The organism is Nocardioides anomalus, from assembly GCF_011046535.1.
In the GTDB taxonomy this organism is placed as follows: Bacteria; Actinomycetota; Actinomycetes; order Propionibacteriales; family Nocardioidaceae; genus Nocardioides; species Nocardioides anomalus.
Map to the genome: position 1 here is coordinate 838,240 of NZ_CP049257.1, position 18,432 is coordinate 856,671.

14 protein-coding genes are annotated in these 18,432 nt (G+C 72.9%); 10 read left to right on the top strand and 4 right to left on the bottom strand.

Annotation, left to right across the window (positions count from 1 at the left end):
• Positions 1-108: 108 nt before the first annotated feature.
• Positions 109-405, bottom strand: a complete 297-nt coding sequence (locus tag G5V58_RS04400; RefSeq protein ID WP_165229101.1) for a hypothetical protein — start codon at positions 403-405, stop codon at positions 109-111.
• A 286-nt stretch (positions 406-691) separates the two neighbouring features.
• Between G5V58_RS04400 and pstC the strand changes: the two genes are divergently transcribed.
• The 9 genes from pstC (at position 692) to G5V58_RS04445 (ending at position 12,112) form a co-directional block, all read left to right on the top strand.
• Positions 692-1,708: a phosphate ABC transporter permease subunit PstC gene (gene pstC / locus G5V58_RS04405; RefSeq protein WP_230487078.1), complete on the top strand. Its 1,017-nt coding sequence runs from the start codon at positions 692-694 to the stop codon at positions 1,706-1,708.
• A complete protein-coding gene (gene pstA, locus G5V58_RS04410; protein WP_165229103.1) occupies positions 1,708-2,913 on the top strand; it encodes a phosphate ABC transporter permease PstA in 1,206 nt (401 codons plus the stop codon). Before pstC ends, pstA begins: the two co-directional genes overlap by 1 nt.
• Positions 2,910-4,583 carry a phosphate ABC transporter substrate-binding protein PstS gene (locus G5V58_RS04415; protein WP_165229105.1) on the top strand — a complete coding sequence of 558 codons (1,674 nt, stop codon included), beginning with the start codon at positions 2,910-2,912 and terminating at the stop codon, positions 4,581-4,583. Before pstA ends, G5V58_RS04415 begins: the two co-directional genes overlap by 4 nt.
• Positions 4,580-7,324, top strand: coding sequence for a hypothetical protein (locus G5V58_RS04420; RefSeq protein WP_165229107.1), 2,745 nt, complete (start codon positions 4,580-4,582; stop codon positions 7,322-7,324). The genes G5V58_RS04415 and G5V58_RS04420 overlap by 4 nt, the downstream gene beginning before the upstream one ends.
• Before the next feature lie 158 nt (positions 7,325-7,482).
• Positions 7,483-8,286, top strand: a complete 804-nt coding sequence (locus G5V58_RS04425) for a sortase domain-containing protein (RefSeq protein WP_165229109.1) — start codon at positions 7,483-7,485, stop codon at positions 8,284-8,286.
• A gap of 87 nt (positions 8,287-8,373) precedes the next feature.
• Positions 8,374-9,957, top strand: coding sequence for an Ig-like domain repeat protein (locus G5V58_RS04430; protein ID WP_165229111.1), 1,584 nt, complete (start codon positions 8,374-8,376; stop codon positions 9,955-9,957).
• 116 nt (positions 9,958-10,073) lie between these two features.
• Positions 10,074-10,937 carry a phosphate ABC transporter ATP-binding protein gene (locus tag G5V58_RS04435; protein WP_165229113.1) on the top strand — a complete coding sequence of 288 codons (864 nt, stop codon included), beginning with the start codon at positions 10,074-10,076 and terminating at the stop codon, positions 10,935-10,937.
• Positions 10,938-10,976: 39 nt separating this feature from the next.
• Complete coding sequence (locus G5V58_RS04440) at positions 10,977-11,720, top strand: lytic murein transglycosylase (protein ID WP_165229115.1); 744 nt, start codon at positions 10,977-10,979, stop codon at positions 11,718-11,720.
• Positions 11,717-12,112, top strand: coding sequence for a 4'-phosphopantetheinyl transferase family protein (locus G5V58_RS04445; protein ID WP_165229117.1), 396 nt, complete (start codon positions 11,717-11,719; stop codon positions 12,110-12,112). Before G5V58_RS04440 ends, G5V58_RS04445 begins: the two co-directional genes overlap by 4 nt.
• Here G5V58_RS04445 and G5V58_RS04450 read toward each other — a convergent pair.
• From G5V58_RS04450 to G5V58_RS25830, 3 genes are read right to left on the bottom strand one after another with little or no spacing between them, the layout of a single operon-like run.
• Positions 12,063-13,394, bottom strand: coding sequence for a M1 family metallopeptidase (locus tag G5V58_RS04450; RefSeq protein ID WP_165229119.1), 1,332 nt, complete (start codon positions 13,392-13,394; stop codon positions 12,063-12,065). The two genes, G5V58_RS04445 and G5V58_RS04450, sit on opposite strands and share 50 nt — an antisense overlap.
• Positions 13,391-16,024 carry a Pls/PosA family non-ribosomal peptide synthetase gene (locus G5V58_RS04455; protein WP_230487079.1) on the bottom strand — a complete coding sequence of 878 codons (2,634 nt, stop codon included), beginning with the start codon at positions 16,022-16,024 and terminating at the stop codon, positions 13,391-13,393. The genes G5V58_RS04450 and G5V58_RS04455 overlap by 4 nt, the downstream gene beginning before the upstream one ends.
• Before the next feature lie 22 nt (positions 16,025-16,046).
• Complete coding sequence (locus G5V58_RS25830; RefSeq protein ID WP_230487080.1) at positions 16,047-17,267, bottom strand: AMP-binding protein; 1,221 nt, start codon at positions 17,265-17,267, stop codon at positions 16,047-16,049.
• A 34-nt stretch (positions 17,268-17,301) separates the two neighbouring features.
• Here G5V58_RS25830 and ppk2 point away from each other — a divergent pair, with 34 nt between their 5' ends.
• Positions 17,302-18,231, top strand: coding sequence for a polyphosphate kinase 2 (gene ppk2 / locus G5V58_RS04460; RefSeq protein WP_230487081.1), 930 nt, complete (start codon positions 17,302-17,304; stop codon positions 18,229-18,231).
• Positions 18,232-18,432: the final 201 nt, after the last annotated feature.

The following is an 18,432-nucleotide window of genomic DNA, read 5'->3' on the forward strand; positions in this document are numbered from 1 at the left end:
GTGCCCCCCGGCCTTCCACCGTGCTCACGGGGACCACGTCCGTCGGGGGCCGGCACGCGGCTCCGGGTCATCCGACCCGGTGGGTCACCGCGGGTCGGCCCGTGCTCGTCACCCGGTCGCGTCGTCGACCGCGGGCACCGGCCCGCAGGTCGGCTCGGGACCGACCGGAAGGTTGCCGAAGGCCTCCACGCGCGTCTGCGTGGGGGCTTGCGGTGCCTCCAGCCCCTTCATCGGCGGGAAGGGCTGCAGGCGCAGGTCGCCGTCCCGGTCGCTCCAGACGAGCGCCATCACCTCGCGCCCGCGGTCGTCGAGGAGCCAGACCTCGCGACGGTGCAGCCCGCAGCGCAGGCACGCGTCGTCCATCCACCGGTGCAGACCGGCTCGGATGCGTTGACGCCGGGCCACGCGGGAACCGTAGGGAGGCCGGGCGAACGCCGGGCGTACGCACCGCGACGTGCAGGGAGACCCCGCCCCCACCGGTGCGTGAACCCTCGGTGAACGACCCCCGGGCCGGTGGCCCGTTCGGGCCACCCGCACCACCATCCCGGTAGCCCGTTGGCACTCCGGGCGAGACCTGTTCCCGTCGCGTTCACCTGTCGCCTCCGATCCGTTCCGAGCGGCTCTCAACACTGCGGCCGTCCGGTGTGGCCGGACCACGCACGCCCGATCTCGGCCCGACCTGGAAGCGACTGTGACCTCGATCCCGACGCACGACCCTGCCCTGGCTGAGGTCGACGTCCGTCCCCGGCGCATCTCCCGGGCCTCGACCGGCGCGGACGCCGTCTTCGCCCTCGGCGCGCGCACCATCGGTGCCTCGGTCCTGGTGATCACCGGCGGCGTCGGCCTGTTCCTGGGCTACCAGGCCTACCCGACGCTGAAGCGCTACGGGTGGAGCTTCTTCACCGAGACCCAGTGGCAGCCGGACCAGGACGTCATCGGCATCGCCGCGGTGCTCTGCGGCACGGTGTCGGTCGCGCTCGTGGCGATGTTCTTCGCCTTCCCGCTGGCCCTCACCACGGCCCTCTACATCAGCGAGTACGCGCCGGCGCGGCTCAAGCCGACGCTGGTCGCGCTCATCGACCTGATGGCGGCCGTCCCGTCGATCGTCTACGGCCTGTGGGGCTTCTTCCTGATCATGCCGCACGCCGCGGAGCTCGCCCTGTGGCTCCAGCAGCACCTCGGCTGGATCCCGGTCTTCGCGGTCGAGGACACCGACCCCGATGCCGCCATCTGGGACGCCACGCGCTACACCGCCAGCGCGTTCTGCGCCGGCATCGCGGTGTCGATGATGGTCATGCCGATGGCCTGCGCGGTCATGCGGCAGGTCTTCTCCCAGACCCCGCCCGGGGAGAAGGAGGCGGCCCTCGCGCTGGGCGCCACGAGGTGGGGGATGATCACCTCGGTCGTGCTGCCCTTCGGTCGCGGCGGCATCATCGGCGGCACCATGCTCGGCCTCGGCCGGGCCCTGGGCGAGACCATCGCGGTCGTCCTCATCGTCTCGCCGGCCTTCGAGATCAAGCCGCGCATCCTCGAGGTGGGCACCACGACGGTCAGCTCGCTGATCGCCGGCCGCTTCGGCGAGGCCAGCACGTCGCAGCTCTCCGCCCTGCTCGCCGCCGGCTTCGTGCTGTTCCTCATCACCCTGGTCGTCAACACGGTCGCGGCCGTCGTGGTCAACCGCAGCCGCTCCGGAGCGGGGGTCGACTGATGACGCTCACGCACGGATCGGCCCAGCCGCCCACCTACGACGTCGCCGCTCCGCCGGCGACCGTCCTCCCGTCGTACGACGAGGACGCGCCGCCCCCGGTGCCGCGCTTCGGCCTGGGCCGGCCCAGCCCGGACGAGCGGTTCGCGCGCGGCGGCTCCTGGGTCGCCGCGCTCGGCCTGGCCTGGCTCATCACCCAGCGGCTGCTGCCGCTCGGCGGGCTGCCGTGGTTCCTCCTCACCTGGTTCGTGCTCGGCCTGGTCGTCACCGCGGTCACCGCCTCGATGAGCGGGGGCATGGTCGAGGTCAAGGACCGGGTGGCCGCCTCCGTCATCACCGGTGCCGCGCTGGTCGTCGGTGCGGCCGTGGTCAGCACGGTCGTGTTCGTCACGGCGCGGGGCTGGAAGCCGCTGCTGCACGTGAACTTCTGGACCGACGACATGAGCGGCGTCGGCCCCAAGGACGGCTTCGAGAACGGCGGCGTCCTCCACGCGATCACCGGCTCGGCCATCGAGCTCGGCATCGCGCTGCTCATCACGCTGCCCCTGGGCATCGGCACCGCGGTGTTCATGACCGAGATCGGCGGGAAGTTCGCGCGCATCGTGCGCACGGTCGTGGAGGCGATGACCGCGCTGCCCTCGATCGTGGCCGGCCTGTTCATCTACACCGTCTTCATCATCGCGCTGGGCTACCCGCGCTCGGGGCTCGCGGCCGCGCTCGCGATCTCGGTGATGATCCTGCCGATCATCGCCCGCGCCTCCGACGTGGTGCTCCGGGTCGTCCCCGGTGGTCTGCGGGAGGCCAGCCTGGCCCTCGGCGCGAGCCGCTGGCGGACGGTGTGGCACGTCGTCCTGCCCACCGCCCGTCCCGGCCTGGCCACCGCGGTCATCCTCGGCGTGGCCCGCGGGGTGGGAGAAACCAGCCCGGTGCTGCTCACCTCCGGCGCCGCGGCGTTCCTCGTGACCAACCCGACCGACGGCGTCATGAACTCGCTGCCGCTGTTCATCTACTCCAACGTCCGCAGCGGCGAGCCCGTGGCCATCGAGCGCGCCTTCGCCGCCGCCACCGCGCTGCTGTTCCTGGTGCTGGTGCTCTTCACCATCGCCCGCCTGCTGGCCCGGCCCCGCCGCAGCGGGCGCCGCAGACCGGCGCTCCGCCGACCCGCGCTCCGCCGACCCGCGACCGACACCGTGAAGGACCCCTCGTGAACCGCGTCCGTGCCCTGCTCGTGCTCCTGGCCGGTGCGGCCTGCCTGCTGTCGCTGCCCGGCGTCGCGGCGGCCGACCACGCCGCGCCCCTCGCGCCACGCACGACGTACGCCCAGATCGAGGGGACCGGCTCGACCTGGTCGGAGCTGATCGTCCAGCAGTGGATCGCCGATGTCGACGCCAACGGCATGAAGGTCGTCTACACCGGCGGTGGCTCGTCCAAGGGCCGCAAGGACTTCTCGCAGAGCAGCACCGACTTCGCGATCTCCGAGATCCCCTACCAGGGCACCGACGAGCAGGGCAACGCCGACACCAGCAACGGTCGCGAGTTCGCCTACCTGCCGATCGTGGCCGGGGGCACCGCGTTCACCTACCAGCTCAAGATCGGCGGCCAGCTGGTCCGCAACCTGCGGCTGTCCGGCGACACCATCGCCAAGATCTTCACCAACCAGATCACCGACTGGAGCGACCCGGCGATCACCAAGGACAACAACGGCCGGGCCTTCCCCAAGCTCCCGATCACGCCGGTCGTCCGCTCCGACGGCTCGGGCACCACCGCGCAGTTCACGCTGTGGATGGACAAGCAGTACCCCGACATCTGGCGCCCGTTCTACGGCAAGTCCGGCCTCACGTCGTACTACCCGCGCAAGGGCCGGGCCATCGGCCAGGCCGGCTCGGACCAGGTGATGAACACGATCTCCGGGTTCGCCGGCAACGGGACCATCGGCTACGTCGAGTACTCCTACCCGCTCAACAAGGACTACCCGGTCGTCAAGGTCCTCAACAAGGCGGGCTACTACGTCGAGCCGACGCAGTACAACACCGCGGTCGCGCTGACCAAGGCCCAGATCAACCAGGACCCGAGCAGCCAGCTCTACCTGACCCAGATCCTCGACAACGTCTACACGAACCCGGACCCGCGGGCCTACCCGATCAGCTCCTACAGCTACATGATCATCCCGACCGGGGCGAGCGACACCCGCATGACCACGGCCAAGCGGCAGACGCTCGCCGACTTCATGTACTACTCGCTGTGCGCGGGCCAGACCAAGGCCGGGCCCTACGGCTACTCTCCGCTGCCGCTCAACCTCGTGCAGGCCGGCTTCGACCAGCTGGCCAAGCTCAAGGCCGCGGACCCGCTGGTCGACATCACCAACCGCGACGTGAAGTCGTGCAACAACCCGACCTTCGACGGCAAGAACCTGTCGAAGAACAAGCTCGCCCAGATCGCACCGCAGCCGGCCGAGTGCGACAAGGACGGCGCCGGACCCTGCGGCACCGACACCGGCACCAACGAGCCGTCCACCGACGACCCGGCGTCGCCCACCGCCTCGCAGTCCAGCGCGCCCGACCAGACGGGCGGCGCCGCACCACCACCCGTCGCCGCGCCCACCGACACCGGGCCGGTCGTCGACCCCGACACCGGCGAGGTCTCCACGCCCGCCCCCGTCGACGCCGGCACCGGCGCCGACCAGGGCACGACGACCACCACCAGCACCGGCCAGCAGGCCGCCGACTTCCCCCAGCCCACCGAGCTGCAGTCCTCCCGGCCGGCCGACGACAAGACCTTCGGCTGGGTGGCCGTGCTCCTGCTGTGCGGCATCATCCTGCTGCCCGGCCTGATGCTCTCGAGCTTCCGCAAGCGTCCGCTGCGGCGAGGTGCTCGATGACGACCCGAGCCCTCCGCGTGCCGACCGCCGTGTCGGCGCTGCTGCTGCTCGCCGGCGTCGTGCTGGCGATGATGCCGGCCAGCGCTGCCGTGCCCGACACGCGCACCGGAGTGGTCCAGGTCGGCCGGGAAGGCGCGGACCCGGGGTTCACCGCCACCAAGACGCTGACCCGGACGTTCGTCGAGGACGACGGCTCGACGTACTCGTTCCCGAGCAACACCGTCACGGTCACCGCGTCGCAGACCAAGAACCTCCGCGGCCGGCAACGCATCCTCATCAGCTGGACGGGTGCCCAGCCGAGTGGTGGCCGGGCCAGCAACCCGTACGGCGAGGCGGGCCTCCAGCAGGAGTACCCGGTGGTCATCCTGCAGTGCCGCGGCACCGACGACGCCAGCCTGCCGGCCGACCAGCAGGTGGCTCCGCAGACGTGCTGGACCAATTCCTTCTCCCAGCGCTCGCAGGTCCTGAAGAACGACGGTGACGCGGTCTGGACCAAGGACCCGCTCGAGCCGGACGCAGACCGCCAGCGGATCTCCGGCGTGGACCCCTTCCCGGGCAAGGACGTCTGCGCCAACGCCGACCAGGACCCGCTCTACACCCACCTCACTCCGTTCGTGGCGGCCTCCGGCAAGGTCTTCCCGGCGTGTGATGCGTCGACGATGCCGCCCGAAGCCGCCGTCGGGGCGGCCTTCCCACCCGCGGAGATCGCGGCGTTCAGTGATGCCGACGGCGCCGGCAGCGTGCAGTTCGAGGTGCGCAGCGACGTGGAGAACGAGTCGCTGGGCTGCAGCGACACGACGGCGTGCAGCATCGTCGTCATCCCGATCAACGGGCTGAGCTGCGCTCAGGGAGCCACTCCACCGAGCATCGCCGACACGACCTGCCGCAAGGGCGGACAGTTCAGCCCCGGCAGCAGCAACTTCCAGGGCGCCGGCGTCGACCTCTCCGCCAGCCCTGCGCTGTGGTGGAGCGGCACCAACTGGAGCAACCGGATCTCGATCCCCATCACCATGGGCCTCCCGCCCGACACCTGCGACATCCTCGACCCACGCCCGCCCACCGGTTTCTACGGCTCCGAGCTGATGGCCCAAGCGGCACTGCAGTGGTCTCCGGCGTACTGCCTGAACAAGAAGCGCTTCAAGTTCCAGCTCAACCAGATGTCCGATGCCGCGGGCTGGAACCTGATGGAGGGTGGCGGGGGTGCCGCGGCGTTCGTCTCCTCTGCGCACAAGAAGCGGAGCGACGACCCGGTCGGCTACGCACCGACGGCGCTGACCGGCTTCGCGATCGGCTACAACATCGACAAGCCCGACAACCAGGGCGAGTACAGCTCGCTGCGACTCGACCAGCGGTTGGTCGCCAAGCTCCTCACGCAGTCCTACACCGGGTCCGCACTGGGTCGCACGCACCCGGGGATGGAGAACAACCCCGACGGCATCCAGGCCGACCCCGAGTTCCAGGAGCTGAACCCGGGACTGGACACGAGCGGTACCGAGACGGGCGCGGCGTTGCTCAATCTCGCCAACGACTCGGACGTCGTCGAGCAGTTGACGGAGTGGATCGCTCAGGACCCGTCCGCGATGGACTTCATCAAGGGCAAGCCCGACCCGTGGGGCATGCGGGTCAACCCGTCCTACAAGGACGTGACCATGCCCCGCTCGGAGTGGCCGCTCCTGGACGACTTCATCCCGCCCTCGCCGAACACGTGCCGCCAGGCGAACCCGGCGGTGTACTCCAACCAGCTCGCTGCGCCGGTGACGACACTGCGCAAGATCGCCGAGGCCCTCCTCGACGGCTGGCCCAACACCCAGACCCGGTGCGACTTCGACCCCGCCACCAACCTCTGGAAGCTGGGGCGGATCGACCGGCAGAACTTCGGCGGCCGCTTCATGCTCGGCGTGGTGAGCCTGGGTGACGCAGCCCGGTACGGCCTGAGGGCAGCCGCCCTGCAGACCAAGAGCGGCTCGTACGTCGGACCGACCGAGGACTCTCTCCGCGCGGCCGTCGACCTCATGCAGCTGCGTGAGCCAGGCAAGGGAGGCAAGGGTGGCAAGGGCGGCGGTGGCAAGGGCGGCGGCAAGGGCGACGGGGGTGCTGGTCAGCGACGCTCCTCCGACAAGGCGCCGGACCTGAGCGGTCTGCAGGAGCCGTTCGTCCTGGATCAGGACGACGTGCGGAAGTCGACGGGGGCCTACCCGGGAACGATGATCGTCTACACCGCCGCGAAGCTGCAGGACCTGGTCCAGGACGATGCGGACAAGGTCGCGCTCTTCATCCGCACCGCGACCAGCGAGGGCCAGCGCGAGGGCTCCGGCAACGGTGAGCTGCCCGGTGGTTTCGTGCCGATCGAGAAGAGCGGCAGCACCCGCAAGCTATACGCCCTCGCACAGGACGTCGCGGACGCCGTCGAGGCCCAGACCCCCGAGCCGACCGAGGAGCCGAGCCCGACCGCGTCGGCCTCCCCGACGGCCGACCCGACCCTGCCGGGCGGGACCGTCACCAACGAGCCCCTGCCCGACGTCCCGTCCGACGACGTGCCCAGCGAGGCGCCGAGCGACGCGGCCTCGCCGGCCGCGGCCAGCGCCTCGGCGGCACCAGTGGTGATGCCGCAGACCGAGGCCGTCAGCTCCGACCTCGGCAACCGCACCGTGCCGGTCCTGCTCCTGCTGGGCCTGGTCGGGATCGCCCTCACCACGGCCGTGCGCTTCTTCGTGCGACCTCCGCGAGGGCCGGTCCGGTGACGGCGACGCTGCCCGACCGCGACGAGACCGCTGCGGTCACGCCCCCGCCCGCTCCTTCCCCGGCTCCCCGCCGAGCCCCGGCGCGCCCGCGGCCGCCGGAGAGCCGTCCTCCCCGGCCCGGGGACGACCTGTGGGCCGTCGTCTCGACCGCCGGCACGATGCTCGCGATCGTCTGCCTGTGGGTGGTCGCCCAGATGCTGTTCCTGGGCACCTTCAGCCAGGCGCGGTCGCAGGACCTGCTCTACGACCAGTTCCGGGTGGCCATCGCCGGCGACCCGAACATCGTGCCGCCGATCGGCCCGACCGAGCCGGTCGGCAGCCCGGTCGCGCTGCTCTCGATCCCGCGGATCGGCGTCTCGCAGGTCGTCGTCGAGGGCACCGCGTCCGGTGACACCCTCGCGGGGCCGGGGCACCTGCGCAAGACCGTGCTTCCCGGTCAGGCCGGCACGTCGGTGGTCATGGGCCGCGGCGCGACGTACGGCGCGCCCTTCCGCGACCTGGCCGAGCTGCGGCCCGGTGACGACATCGAGGTCACCATGGCGCAGGGCGTGGTGGCGTTCGAGGTCGTCAACGTGCGCCGGGCTGGCGACCCCTACTCCCAGCCGCTCGCGGCCGGGGGAGCGCGGCTGGTCCTGGAGACCGCCGAGGGCTCGGGCCCGTTCGCAGCCCTGACGCCGGGCGACGTGCTGTACGTCGACGCCGACGCCCCCAAGGGCTTCGTCCCACCGCCCGGGCTGCCCCGGACGGTCCCTGATCCGGAGCTCGTCATGCACAGCGACCGGGGAGCCTTCCCGCTCCTGGCGCTGCACCTGGCGCTGCTCCTGGCGGTGACCCTCGCGGTCGTCGCCGCCCGTCAGCGCTGGTCCTCGACCTTGGTCTGGATCGTCGCCACACCCGTCGCGGTGGCCCTCGCCTGGTCCACCACCGACGTGGTGATGCGGCTGCTGCCCAACGTCGTCTGACCCGCGCACGCACCACCCGCACCACCACCCGCACCACCACCGCACCACCCACACGGCCGCTCGCGGCCCATCCTGGAGAGAGAACAGATGTACGCACGCAAGCTCGTCGCCGGCATCGCTGGCGGCGCCGCGGCGGTCACCGTCCTGGCCATGGCGGCCGCTCCTGCCATGGCCGCGGTCGACCCCGACGACACGGCCGGAACCCCGGTGTCCGCCGACCTCATCGCGGTCGGGTCCGACACCAGCCAGCACGCGCTGTTCCTGGCCGCCAACGACTGGAACGCGACCCAGGCCAGCTCCGCCGGCTTCAAGGTGTACAGCTACGCCGCCACGGGTGGCGGCACCATCCCGACGCCGGGCACCCCGGTCAGCCGGCCCAACGGCTCCGGCCCGGGCAAGGCCGCACTGTACGGCGGCAGCAACCTCGCCGAGGTCGACTTCGCCCGCTCCTCGTCCAAGCAGTCCGACGACGAGACCAACAACGGCCTCCAGTCCTATCCCTTCGCCCTCGACACGGTGGTCACCGTGACCGCCGCGACGTCGAACGCCCCGGCCTCGCTCTCCTGCGAGGACCTCGTCAAGATCTACAAGGGCGACGTCACCAACTGGAACCAGCTGCCGGGTGGCAAGGACGGCACCATCAAGGCCAAGCTCCCGCAGAGCGGTTCCGGCACCACCAAGTTCTTCCTGGGTGAGCTGGCGTCGTGCAACGCCGGAGGCGCTGCCATCACCCTCGGCACCGTCGACACCACCCCGCAGGAGCACGACCCCGCCGCCGTGGCCGGTGACCCGAACGCCATCGTCCCGTTCTCCCAGGGCCGGGCGACGCTGGCCGGCTCCTCGATCAAGATCGAGGGCAACTTCGCGCGCAAGCGCGCGCTGTACAACGTGACCCGGTCGACGGGCCCCTCGGACACCAAGATCCAGGCGTTCTTCCAGTGGCTGTGCAGCCCCGCCGCGACGTCCTCGATCGAGGCCGCAGGCTTCCAGCAGCTCAGCACCCCGGCCAACGGCGGGAAGTGCGGGGTCAACACCACGGCGGCGGAGACCAACTTCGTCACCGCGCAGGTCGACACGGCCACGGCCGTCACCGTGACCAGCCAGAGCGCCTCCTCGGCTCGCGTCGTGGCCAAGGTGACCGCCCCGTCGGCCCCCAACGGTCGGGTCACCTTCACCGAGAACGGCCAGGTCGTCCAGGCCAACGTCCCGCTCGTGTCCGGCCAGGCCACGATCACCCCGGCGGCGGCGCCCGGCTCGCACACCTACACCGCGACGTTCGTCCCGGCCGCCAACTCGGCGTTCAAGACCTCGTCCGGCACCGGGACCGGCACGGTCACCGGCGCCCCGGCCTCGAAGGCCAGCTCGTCGATCTCGGCGGACTTCCCGAAGAAGGTCAAGTTCGGGAAGAAGGCCAAGGGCACCGTCACGGTCGCCCTGGCCGGCGTCTCGACCAAGGCCACCGGCACGGTGACCGTCAAGGACGGCAGCAAGGTCGTCGGCACCGGCACCCTGTCCGGTGGGACGGCCACGATCACGCTCAAGAAGCTCAAGCCCGGCAAGCACACGCTGACGGTCTCGTGGCCCGGCGACTCCGCGGGCAACGCGAGCTCCACCACGGTGAAGGTCAAGGCCCTCCCGAAGCCCAAGAAGGGCAAGGGCGGCAAGAAGTAGCACCACCCCGCACCACGCAGCACCGGTCCCGGTCCGGGCGGCTCCGCGGAGCCGTCCGGACCGGGCCACCGCCCGGCAGCACCCCGCACCACCCTCGAGAAGACGAGAGAACGACGATGAGCGCCACGTCCCGACAGGACACCGACCTGCTCCCCGCGGCCCGCGTGGCCGCCGACCCCGCTGACGCCGCGGCGTCGCGGGCGGGGCTCGCCGAGCTGCGGGCGGTGGACATCACCGCGTGGTTCGGCACGCACAAGGTGCTGGACCGGGTGTCGCTGACCATGCCGGCGGGCGGGATCACCGCGCTGATCGGGCCGTCGGGCTGCGGGAAGTCGACCTTCCTGCGGATCCTCAACCGGATGCACGAGCTGGTCCCGTCGGCGGCGCTGGCCGGTGAGGTGCTGCTCGACGGCGGCGACATCTACGACCCGCAGAAGCGGCTGATCGACGCGCGGCGCGCGATCGGGATGGTGTTCCAGAAGCCCAACCCGTTCCCCGCGATGTCGATCCGCGAGAACGTGCTGGCGGGTCTGAAGCTCACGGGCGCGAAGGCCTCACGCTCCGAGCGCGAGGACCTCGTCGAGTCCTGCCTGATCAAGGGCGGGCTCTGGAACGAGGTCAAGGACCGCCTCGACGCGCCCGGCGGCGGCCTGTCCGGCGGTCAGCAGCAGCGCCTGTGCATCGCGCGCTCGCTCGCGGTCAAGCCGCGGGTCCTGCTCATGGACGAGCCGTGCTCGGCGCTCGACCCCACCTCGACCCGCGTGATCGAGGAGACGATGGTCGAGCTGGCCGAGGAGGTGACGATCGTGATCGTCACCCACAACATGCAGCAGGCGGCACGGGTCTCCGACACCTGCGCGTTCTTCCTGGCCTCGCAGGGCACGCCCGGCGTCATCGTCGAGCACGGCCGCACCGACGCGATGTTCGGCAGCCCGCGGGACCAGCGCACCTCCGACTACGTCAACGGCCGGTTCGGGTGAGGGTTCGGACTCTGCGCCGATGACCGGGATGATGGCCGGGTGAGGCTCCGCTCCGTGGCGTACGTCGCTGTGGCGCTCGCGCTGCTCAGCGGCCTCGCCTGGCTGACCCAGCGGCAGACCTCGGACCTCAGCCCGGTGCTCAGCAGCGCGCAGCCGCCGAAGGTGGCCCAGCCGGTGCCGGCGGCCGCCCCGGCCGCAGCGCCCGCGGCCGCGCCGGACGGTCCCCCGCAGGTGGACCCGGCGTGGGCGCAGCGGACGGCGCAGCGCGCCGGGCTGTCCGCGGTCGCGGTGGCCGCCTACGGCCGCGCGGTGCTGAGCGCCCCGCAGGGCTGCGGGATCGGCTGGACCACACTGGCCGGCCTCGGGTGGGTCGAGTCCCACCAGGGGACCATCGACGGTCGCACGCTCGACGCGACCGGCCGGCCGTCGACGCCGATCATCGGCCCGGCCCTCGACGGCGCGGGCCCGGTGGCCGCGATCCGCGCGGCGCCGGACGGGACGGCGCTGCACGGCGACCCGACCTGGGACCACGCGGTGGGACCGCTGCAGTTCCTGCCGTCGACCTGGGCCACGTGGGCCCGCGACGGCGACGGCGACGGCACCGCCGACCCGCAGGACCTCAACGACGCGGCCGCCGCTGCGGCGGCGTACCTCTGCGGGACCGGCTACGACCTCACCACCGGCGCGGGCTGGTCGGCCGCGGTCTTCGCCTACAACCACAGCGCCAGCTACGTCAGCGCGGTCAACCTCGCGGCGGTGACGTACGCCGAGCGCTCGGCGTGAGCCTGCCCCTGCGCGAGCTGGCCCACGCGCTGCTGCGCGAGGAGCTCGGCGCGCGGTCGGTCGGCCGGCTGTGCCCCCGGTGCGGGAGCGCCGCGCACGGTCGCCCGTACGCCGTGGGCGCGACCGCCCGGGTCTCGATCTCCTACGCCACCGACCTGGTCGCGGTGGCCTGGGCCGAGGGTCCGGTGGGCATCGACGTCGAGGACGTGGGGCCTCCGGTCGACGGTCGGCCGCGGGCGGAGTTCAGTGTGGCCGAGGCCCTGTTCAAGGCGGGCGCCGAGGTCCCGGTCGCCCCGCTCCCGCTGCCGCCGGCGTACGTCGGGGCCGTGGCGGGGGAGCAGGTCAGCTGGCGGCTGGCCGGTCTGGGAGCTCGGGCAGGCCGGTCTCGTTGAGCCACGCATCGAAGAGCGCCTCGAGGTCGGCGCCGGTGTGCCGCGCGGCGAAGGCCCGGAACTCCTCGGTCGTCACCGTGCCGCCGACGTGCTGGGCCACCCAGTCGCGCAGCAGCGCGAAGAACGCCTCGTCGCCCACCGTGCGCCGCAGGGCGTGCAGGGTGAGCGCCCCGCGCTTGTAGACGCGGTCGTCGAACATCAGCTCCGGGCCTGGGTCGGCGAGCACCAGGTCCTCGTCGAGCCCGCCCAGCCGGTCGTGGTGGTGGTCGGCCCAGTGGTCCGCGCTCTCGCCGCCCGAGGCCTCCGACCACAGCCACTCGCTGTAGCAGGCGAACCCCTCGTGCAGCCAGATGTCCTGCCACCGTGCGAGCGTCACCGCGTTGCCGAACCACTGGTGGGCCATCTCGTGGGCGACCAGCCGGACCGCGTCCCAGTCGTCGACGCAGAAGTTGCGCCCGAACGTCGACAGCGACTGCGACTCCAACGGGATCTCGAGGTCGTCGGCGGTGACCACCGAGGTGTACGTCGCGAAGGGGTAGGGCCCGAAGCGCTCCACGAAGTGCGCCATCATCTCCGGCTGCCGGCCGAACGCGGCCTCGAAGCCCGGCCCGGCGTCGGCGGGGGCCGCGGACCGCATCGGGACCGGCGCGCCGGCGTACTCCTGGACGCGGTAGCGGCCGATCTGCACCGTGGCGAGGTACGTCGCCATCGGCTCGACCTGCTCGTAGCGCCAGGTGACCCTGGAGGAGCCGCGACGCCGCTCGGCCAGCTCCCCGTTGGCCACCACGGTGTAGTCGGCGTCGGTGGTGACGCTGAGGGAGTACGACGCCTTGTCGTCGGGCCGGTCGTTGCACGGGAACCACGTCGGTGCCCCGTGCGGCTGGCCGGCGACGATCACACCGTCGGTGAGCTCCTCCCAGCCGGCGTCGCCGTGGTGCTCGTCGATGAGCGGCTCGGGCGCGCCGGCGTACCGCACGGCGAGGCGGAACGGCGTGCCCCCGGCCAGCGGCTGCTTGAGGGTGACGACGAGGCGGGTGCCGCGCACGGCGTACTTCGCGGGCGCGCGGCCGTCGACGCTGACCTTGGCCACGTCCATCCCGGCCAGGTCGAGGACCACGCGGGTGAGGTCCTCGCGGGCCACCGCGTCGATGACCGCGTCGCCCCGCAGCCGGTTGCCGGCCAGGTCGTAGTCGAGGTCGAGCGCGTAGTGCGTCGCGCCCCAGGCGGGGTCGCCGTGCCCGGGCAGGTAGGGGTCGGCCGTGGGCAGGGAGCCGTGGCTCACCGGGCGGTCTCGGCGGCCGCGGCCGTCCACGGGCCGATGGGGTTGCCGATCCAGACCGTGCCGTCGGGCACCGACTCACCCCTCATGACCAGCGACACGGGACCGACCGTAGCGTGCCGTCCGAGCGTCGCCGCGGGCAGGATCACGCTGTTCGGCCCGAGGGTCGCGCCGCGCTTCAGCACGACCCGGTCGGTGGTCAGCATCCGGTCGTGGAAGAGGTGGGTCTGCACCACCGTGCCCTGGTTGACGGTGACCCCGTCGCCCAGCTCGACCAGGTCGGTCTCGGGCAGCCAGTAGGACTCGCACCAGACCCCGCGGCCGATCCGCGCGCCCATCAGCCGGAACCACACGTTGAGCAGCGGGGTGCCGGCCACGGCGCGGGCGAACCACGGCGCCGCCAGCACCTCGACGAAGGTGTCGGCCAGCTCGTTGCGCCACACGAACCCGCTCCACAGCGGGTGCGCGCCGGGCCGGTGCCGACCGACGAGCACCCACTTGGCGACCACGGTGACCAGCGCGGCGGCCATCCCGGCCACGGCCAGGACCGGCCCGGCCAGGACCAGCGCGAGCAGCGCGCTCTGGTCGAGCAGCCAGGCCAGGGTGATCGCCACCGCGACGCCGGTGCCCCCGGCCAGCGCGACCGGGACCACCCGGCAGGCCTCGACCAGCGCGCGCAGCACCTTGAGCCGGGTGGGCGGGGCGTAGGTGCGGCCGGCGTCGCCCTCCGCGGCGGTACGCCGCAGCGGGGCCGGCGGGCTGCCCAGCCAGGACTCGCCGGCCTGCGCCTTCTTGCGGCGCGGGGCGGCCGAGAGCACGGCGACCAGCGAGGCCTTGGGCACCTTGCGCCCCGGGGCGGCCATGCCGGAGTTGCCCACGAAGGCCCGCTTGCCGATCTTGACCCGCTCCACCCGGATCCAGCCACCGCCGAGCTCGTAGCCGCCGATGAGGGTGTCGTCGGCCAGGAAGGCCTCGTCGTTGACCTGGGTCAGGCTCGGGACCAGGAGCACGGTCGAGGCCTCGACGTGCCGGCCGACCCGGGCGCCGAGCGCGCGCAGCCAGAACGGCGTGAGGCTGGAGGAGTAGAGCGGGAACAGCCACGTGCGCGCGTCGTCCAGCACCCGCACCGTGGTCCACACCGCGAGGCCGGTGCCGCTGCGGACCCTGTGCACGCCGGGCGCGACGGCCAGGCCCGCGACCCGCACGACCAGCCAGACGAGCCCGGCCAGCACCACGAACGCCACGACCACCGAGGCCGGCAGCCAGGCGAGCAGCGCCCACAGCTCGGCGTACGACGTGGGGTCGTCGCTCGCGAGGACCGGGAGGGCCGCGCCGGCGAGCAGGGCGAGGAGGGGCAGGCCGCCGAGCAGCACCGCGACCGCGCCGTACGCCGCGACCCAGGCGCGGGTGCTGGAGGGGCGGTCCGACCACGGGCCGCGGGCACGCTCCTGGACCCGCTCGGCGGGGGAGCCGGACCAGAACTCGCCGTCCGGCACCGACCCGAAGACCGCCGAGCCGGGCGCGACCTCGGCGTCCTTGCCCACGTCGGCGCCGGGGCAGAGCATGCTGCGCGCGCCGACCCGGGCGCGGGCGCCGACGCGGACCTCGCCCAGGTGCAGCACGTCGCCGTCGACCCAGAAGCCGCTGAGGTCCACCTCCGGCTCGACCGAGCTGCCCGCGCCCAGGCGCAGCATCCCGGTCACCGGGGGGACGGAGTGCAGGTCCACGTCGCGGCCGATGTCGGCGCCGAGCAGTCGGGCGAACCAGGTCATGTACGGCGCGCCGGCCAGCCCCGTGGCGCCGAGCTCGTCGACGAGGCGGGTGGCCAGCCACAGCCGCAGGTGGACCTTGCCGCCGCGCGGGTGCTCGCCGGGCTCGACGCCGCGCAGCAGCAGCCGGGCGCCGGCCGCGGCCAGCAGCATGGTCCCGGGCGGGGTCACGAAGACGAGCCAGCCGACGAGGAGCAGCCACCACGACGGCTGGGGCAGGACCGTCCAGCCGAGGCCGTCGGCCAGCACGCGCGAGCCGATCCCGACCCACACCAGCCACCGCGGGCCGGCCAGGGCGCGGAGCAGCAGGGTGCCCACGACCTGGCCGGCCTGGGTCTTGAGGGGTGTCGGCGGCACGGTCCGGTCGCTGGCCGGGCCGGCCGCGCCGAGGGTGTCGAGGTGCGCGGCCAGGGTGCCGACCGTCGGGTGCTCGTAGAGGTCGCCGACCACGACCTCGGGGAACCGCTCACGCAGCCGGGAGACCATCTGGGCCGCGGTCAGGCTGCCGCCGCCGAGGTCGAAGAAGTCGTCGGACGGGCTGCGCACGTCGGCGCCGAGCACCTCGAGCCAGAGCTCGGCGATCCAGGCCATCGTGCCGTGCAGGGATCCCCGGGTACCCGGGTATCCCTGCAGGCTCGGCAGCGGCCAGGGCAGCGCGTCGCGGTCGACCTTGCCCGAGGTCCGGGTGGGCAGGACATCGACCTGGGCCAGCCGGGGGACCAGTGCGGCGGGCAGCGCGTGGCGCAGCACGTCCATGGCCTGGCCCTGGTCGAAGCGCTCGTCGGTGGCGACGTACCCGACCAGGAGCTGGTTGCCGGCCGCGGTCCTGCGGACCGCCGCCGCGGCGCCGACCACACCCGGCACGGCCAGCAGCGCGGAGTCGATCTCACCGAGCTCGATGCGCCGGCCCCCCCAGCTTGACCTGGTCGTCGGCCCGGCCGCCGAAGACCAGCCCGGCGCTGTCGCGGACCACGAGGTCGCCGCTGCGGTAGGCGCGGTCCCAGCCGAGGGTCGGCATGGGGGCGTACTTCTCGGCGTCCTTGGCCGGGTCGAGGTAGCGGGCCAGACCGACGCCCCCGATGATGAGCTCGCCGGTCGCGCCCTCGGGCACCTCGTGCCCCTCGGCGTCGACCACAGCGAGGTCCCAGCCGTCCAGCGGCAGCCCGATCCGCACCGGCGGCGCGCCGGTCAGCTCCGCCCCGCACGCGACGACGGTGGCCTCGGTCGGGCCGTAGGTGTTCCACACCTCGCGGCCCGGCGCCACCAGGCGGGCGCCCAGCTCGGGCGGGCAGGCCTCGCCGCCCATGATGAGCAGCCGTACCCGGGCCAGCGACTCCGGTGGCCACAGCGCGACCAGGGTCGGCACGGTGCTGACCACGGTGATGCCGTTGGCCACCAGCCACGGCCCCACGTCGATGCCGCTCTTGACCAGCGCGCGGGGGGCGGGGACCAGGCACGCGCCGTACCGCCAGGCCAGCCACATCTCCTCGCAGCTCGCGTCGAAGGCCACCGACAGCCCGGCCATCACCCGGTCGCCGACGCCGAGCGGCGCCGCCTGGAGGAACAGCCGGGACTCGGCGTCCACGAACGCCGCGGCGCTGCGGTGGCTGACGGCCACGCCCTTCGGCGTACCGGTCGACCCGGAGGTGAAGATCACCCACGCGTCGTCGGTGAGGTCCGGCTCCTCAGGCTCGCGCGGCGGGCCCTCCCAGCGCATGACCACGGTCTGGTCGTTGCCGACCACCGCGGCCACGCCGGCCTCGTCGAAGACCAGCCGCGCGCGCTCGTCGGGGTCGTCCACGTCGACGGGGACGTACGCCGCCCCGGCCAGCAGGATGCCGAGGATCGCGACGTACAGGTCGGTGGTGCCGCTGGTGACCCGGACGCCGACCTTGTCGCCGGTGCCGACGCCGTGCGCGTTGAGCTCGTGGGCCAGCTCGTCGGCGGCCTCGGCCAGCTCGGCGTAGGTCAGGACCCCGTTGCCCGCATCGACCGCCGGCTCGTCCCCGGCCTGCTCGACGGTGGCGCGGAAGACGTCGACCAGGGTCCGCGGCGGGGGCGCGAGGTCGCCGCGACGCAGCGGGTCGACGGCGTCCACGGGCTCCACTGGCCGCATGGTGCGGCACCGAGGTGAACGGCAGGTGACCGGCTCGTTCACCGGGCCGCCGTACGGTCGCCTCGTGCTGCAGGACGTGCGGGAGTACATCGACCGGCTCCAGATCGATGGTCACACCATCGGGGAGGACCACGACGACGACCCCGTGCTGCTCGACCCCCAGGGGCGCGCGGTCGACACCTGGCGCGACAACTACCCGTACGACGAGCGGATGACCCGCGAGGACTACGACGAGCAGAAGTACCTCCTGCAGGTCGAGCTGCTGAAGTTCCAGGCCTGGGCCGCCGACGTCGGCGGCAAGCACGTGCTGCTCTTCGAGGGCCGCGACGCCGCCGGCAAGGGCGGCACCATCAAGCGGTTCATGGAGCACCTCAACCCCCGGTACGCCCGCACCGTCGCCCTGGGCAAGCCCAGCGACCGCGAGCAGAGCCAGTGGTACTTCCAGCGCTACGTGCAGCACCTGCCCACCGCTGGCGAGGTGGTCCTCTTCGACCGCTCCTGGTACAACCGCGCCGGCGTCGAGCGCGTCATGGGCTTCGTCTCCCCGCCGGAGTACGAGCAGTTCATGGCCCAGGCCCCGCTCTTCGAGCGCATGCTCGTCGACAGCGGGATCTCGTTGACGAAGTTCTGGTTCTCGGTCACCCAGGCCGAGCAGCGCACCCGCTTCATCATCCGCCAGGTCGACCCCGTCCGGCAGTGGAAGCTCTCGCCCATCGACCTCGAGTCGCTGGACAAGTGGGACGACTACACCGAGGCCAAGGAGGCCATGTTCCGGCGCACCGACACCGAGTGGGCGCCCTGGACCACCATCAAGAGCAACGACAAGAAGCGCGCCCGCACCAACGCCATGCGCGCCTTCCTCTCGCGCTTCGACTACGACGGCAAGGACCCCCAGACCGTCGGCGAGCCCGACCCCAGGATCGTCCGGCGCGGGATCGAAGCGGTCGGCGACTGAACGCCGGGCGGCACTGTTCGCACCCGCCGCCGCTCGCACCCGCCGCCGCTCGCACCCGCCGCCGCTCGCACCCGCCGCCGCTCGCACCCGCCGCCGCTCGCACCCGCCGCCGCTCGCACCCGCCGCCGCTCGGCCCGCGGGGTGTGCCGCCCGCGCCGCAGCCGACCGCGCACCCGCGCAGCGCCGGCGCCCGGCGTACCC

Coding starts and splice junctions, on each gene's coding strand:
- pstA (WP_165229103.1), top strand. CDS start 1,708: ATGACGCTCACGCACGGATCGGCCCAGCCGCCCACCTACGACGTCGCC.
- G5V58_RS04420 (WP_165229107.1), top strand. CDS start 4,580: ATGACGACCCGAGCCCTCCGCGTGCCGACCGCCGTGTCGGCGCTGCTG.
- G5V58_RS04425 (WP_165229109.1), top strand. CDS start 7,483: ATGCTCGCGATCGTCTGCCTGTGGGTGGTCGCCCAGATGCTGTTCCTG.
- G5V58_RS04430 (WP_165229111.1), top strand. CDS start 8,374: ATGTACGCACGCAAGCTCGTCGCCGGCATCGCTGGCGGCGCCGCGGCG.
- G5V58_RS04435 (WP_165229113.1), top strand. CDS start 10,074: ATGAGCGCCACGTCCCGACAGGACACCGACCTGCTCCCCGCGGCCCGC.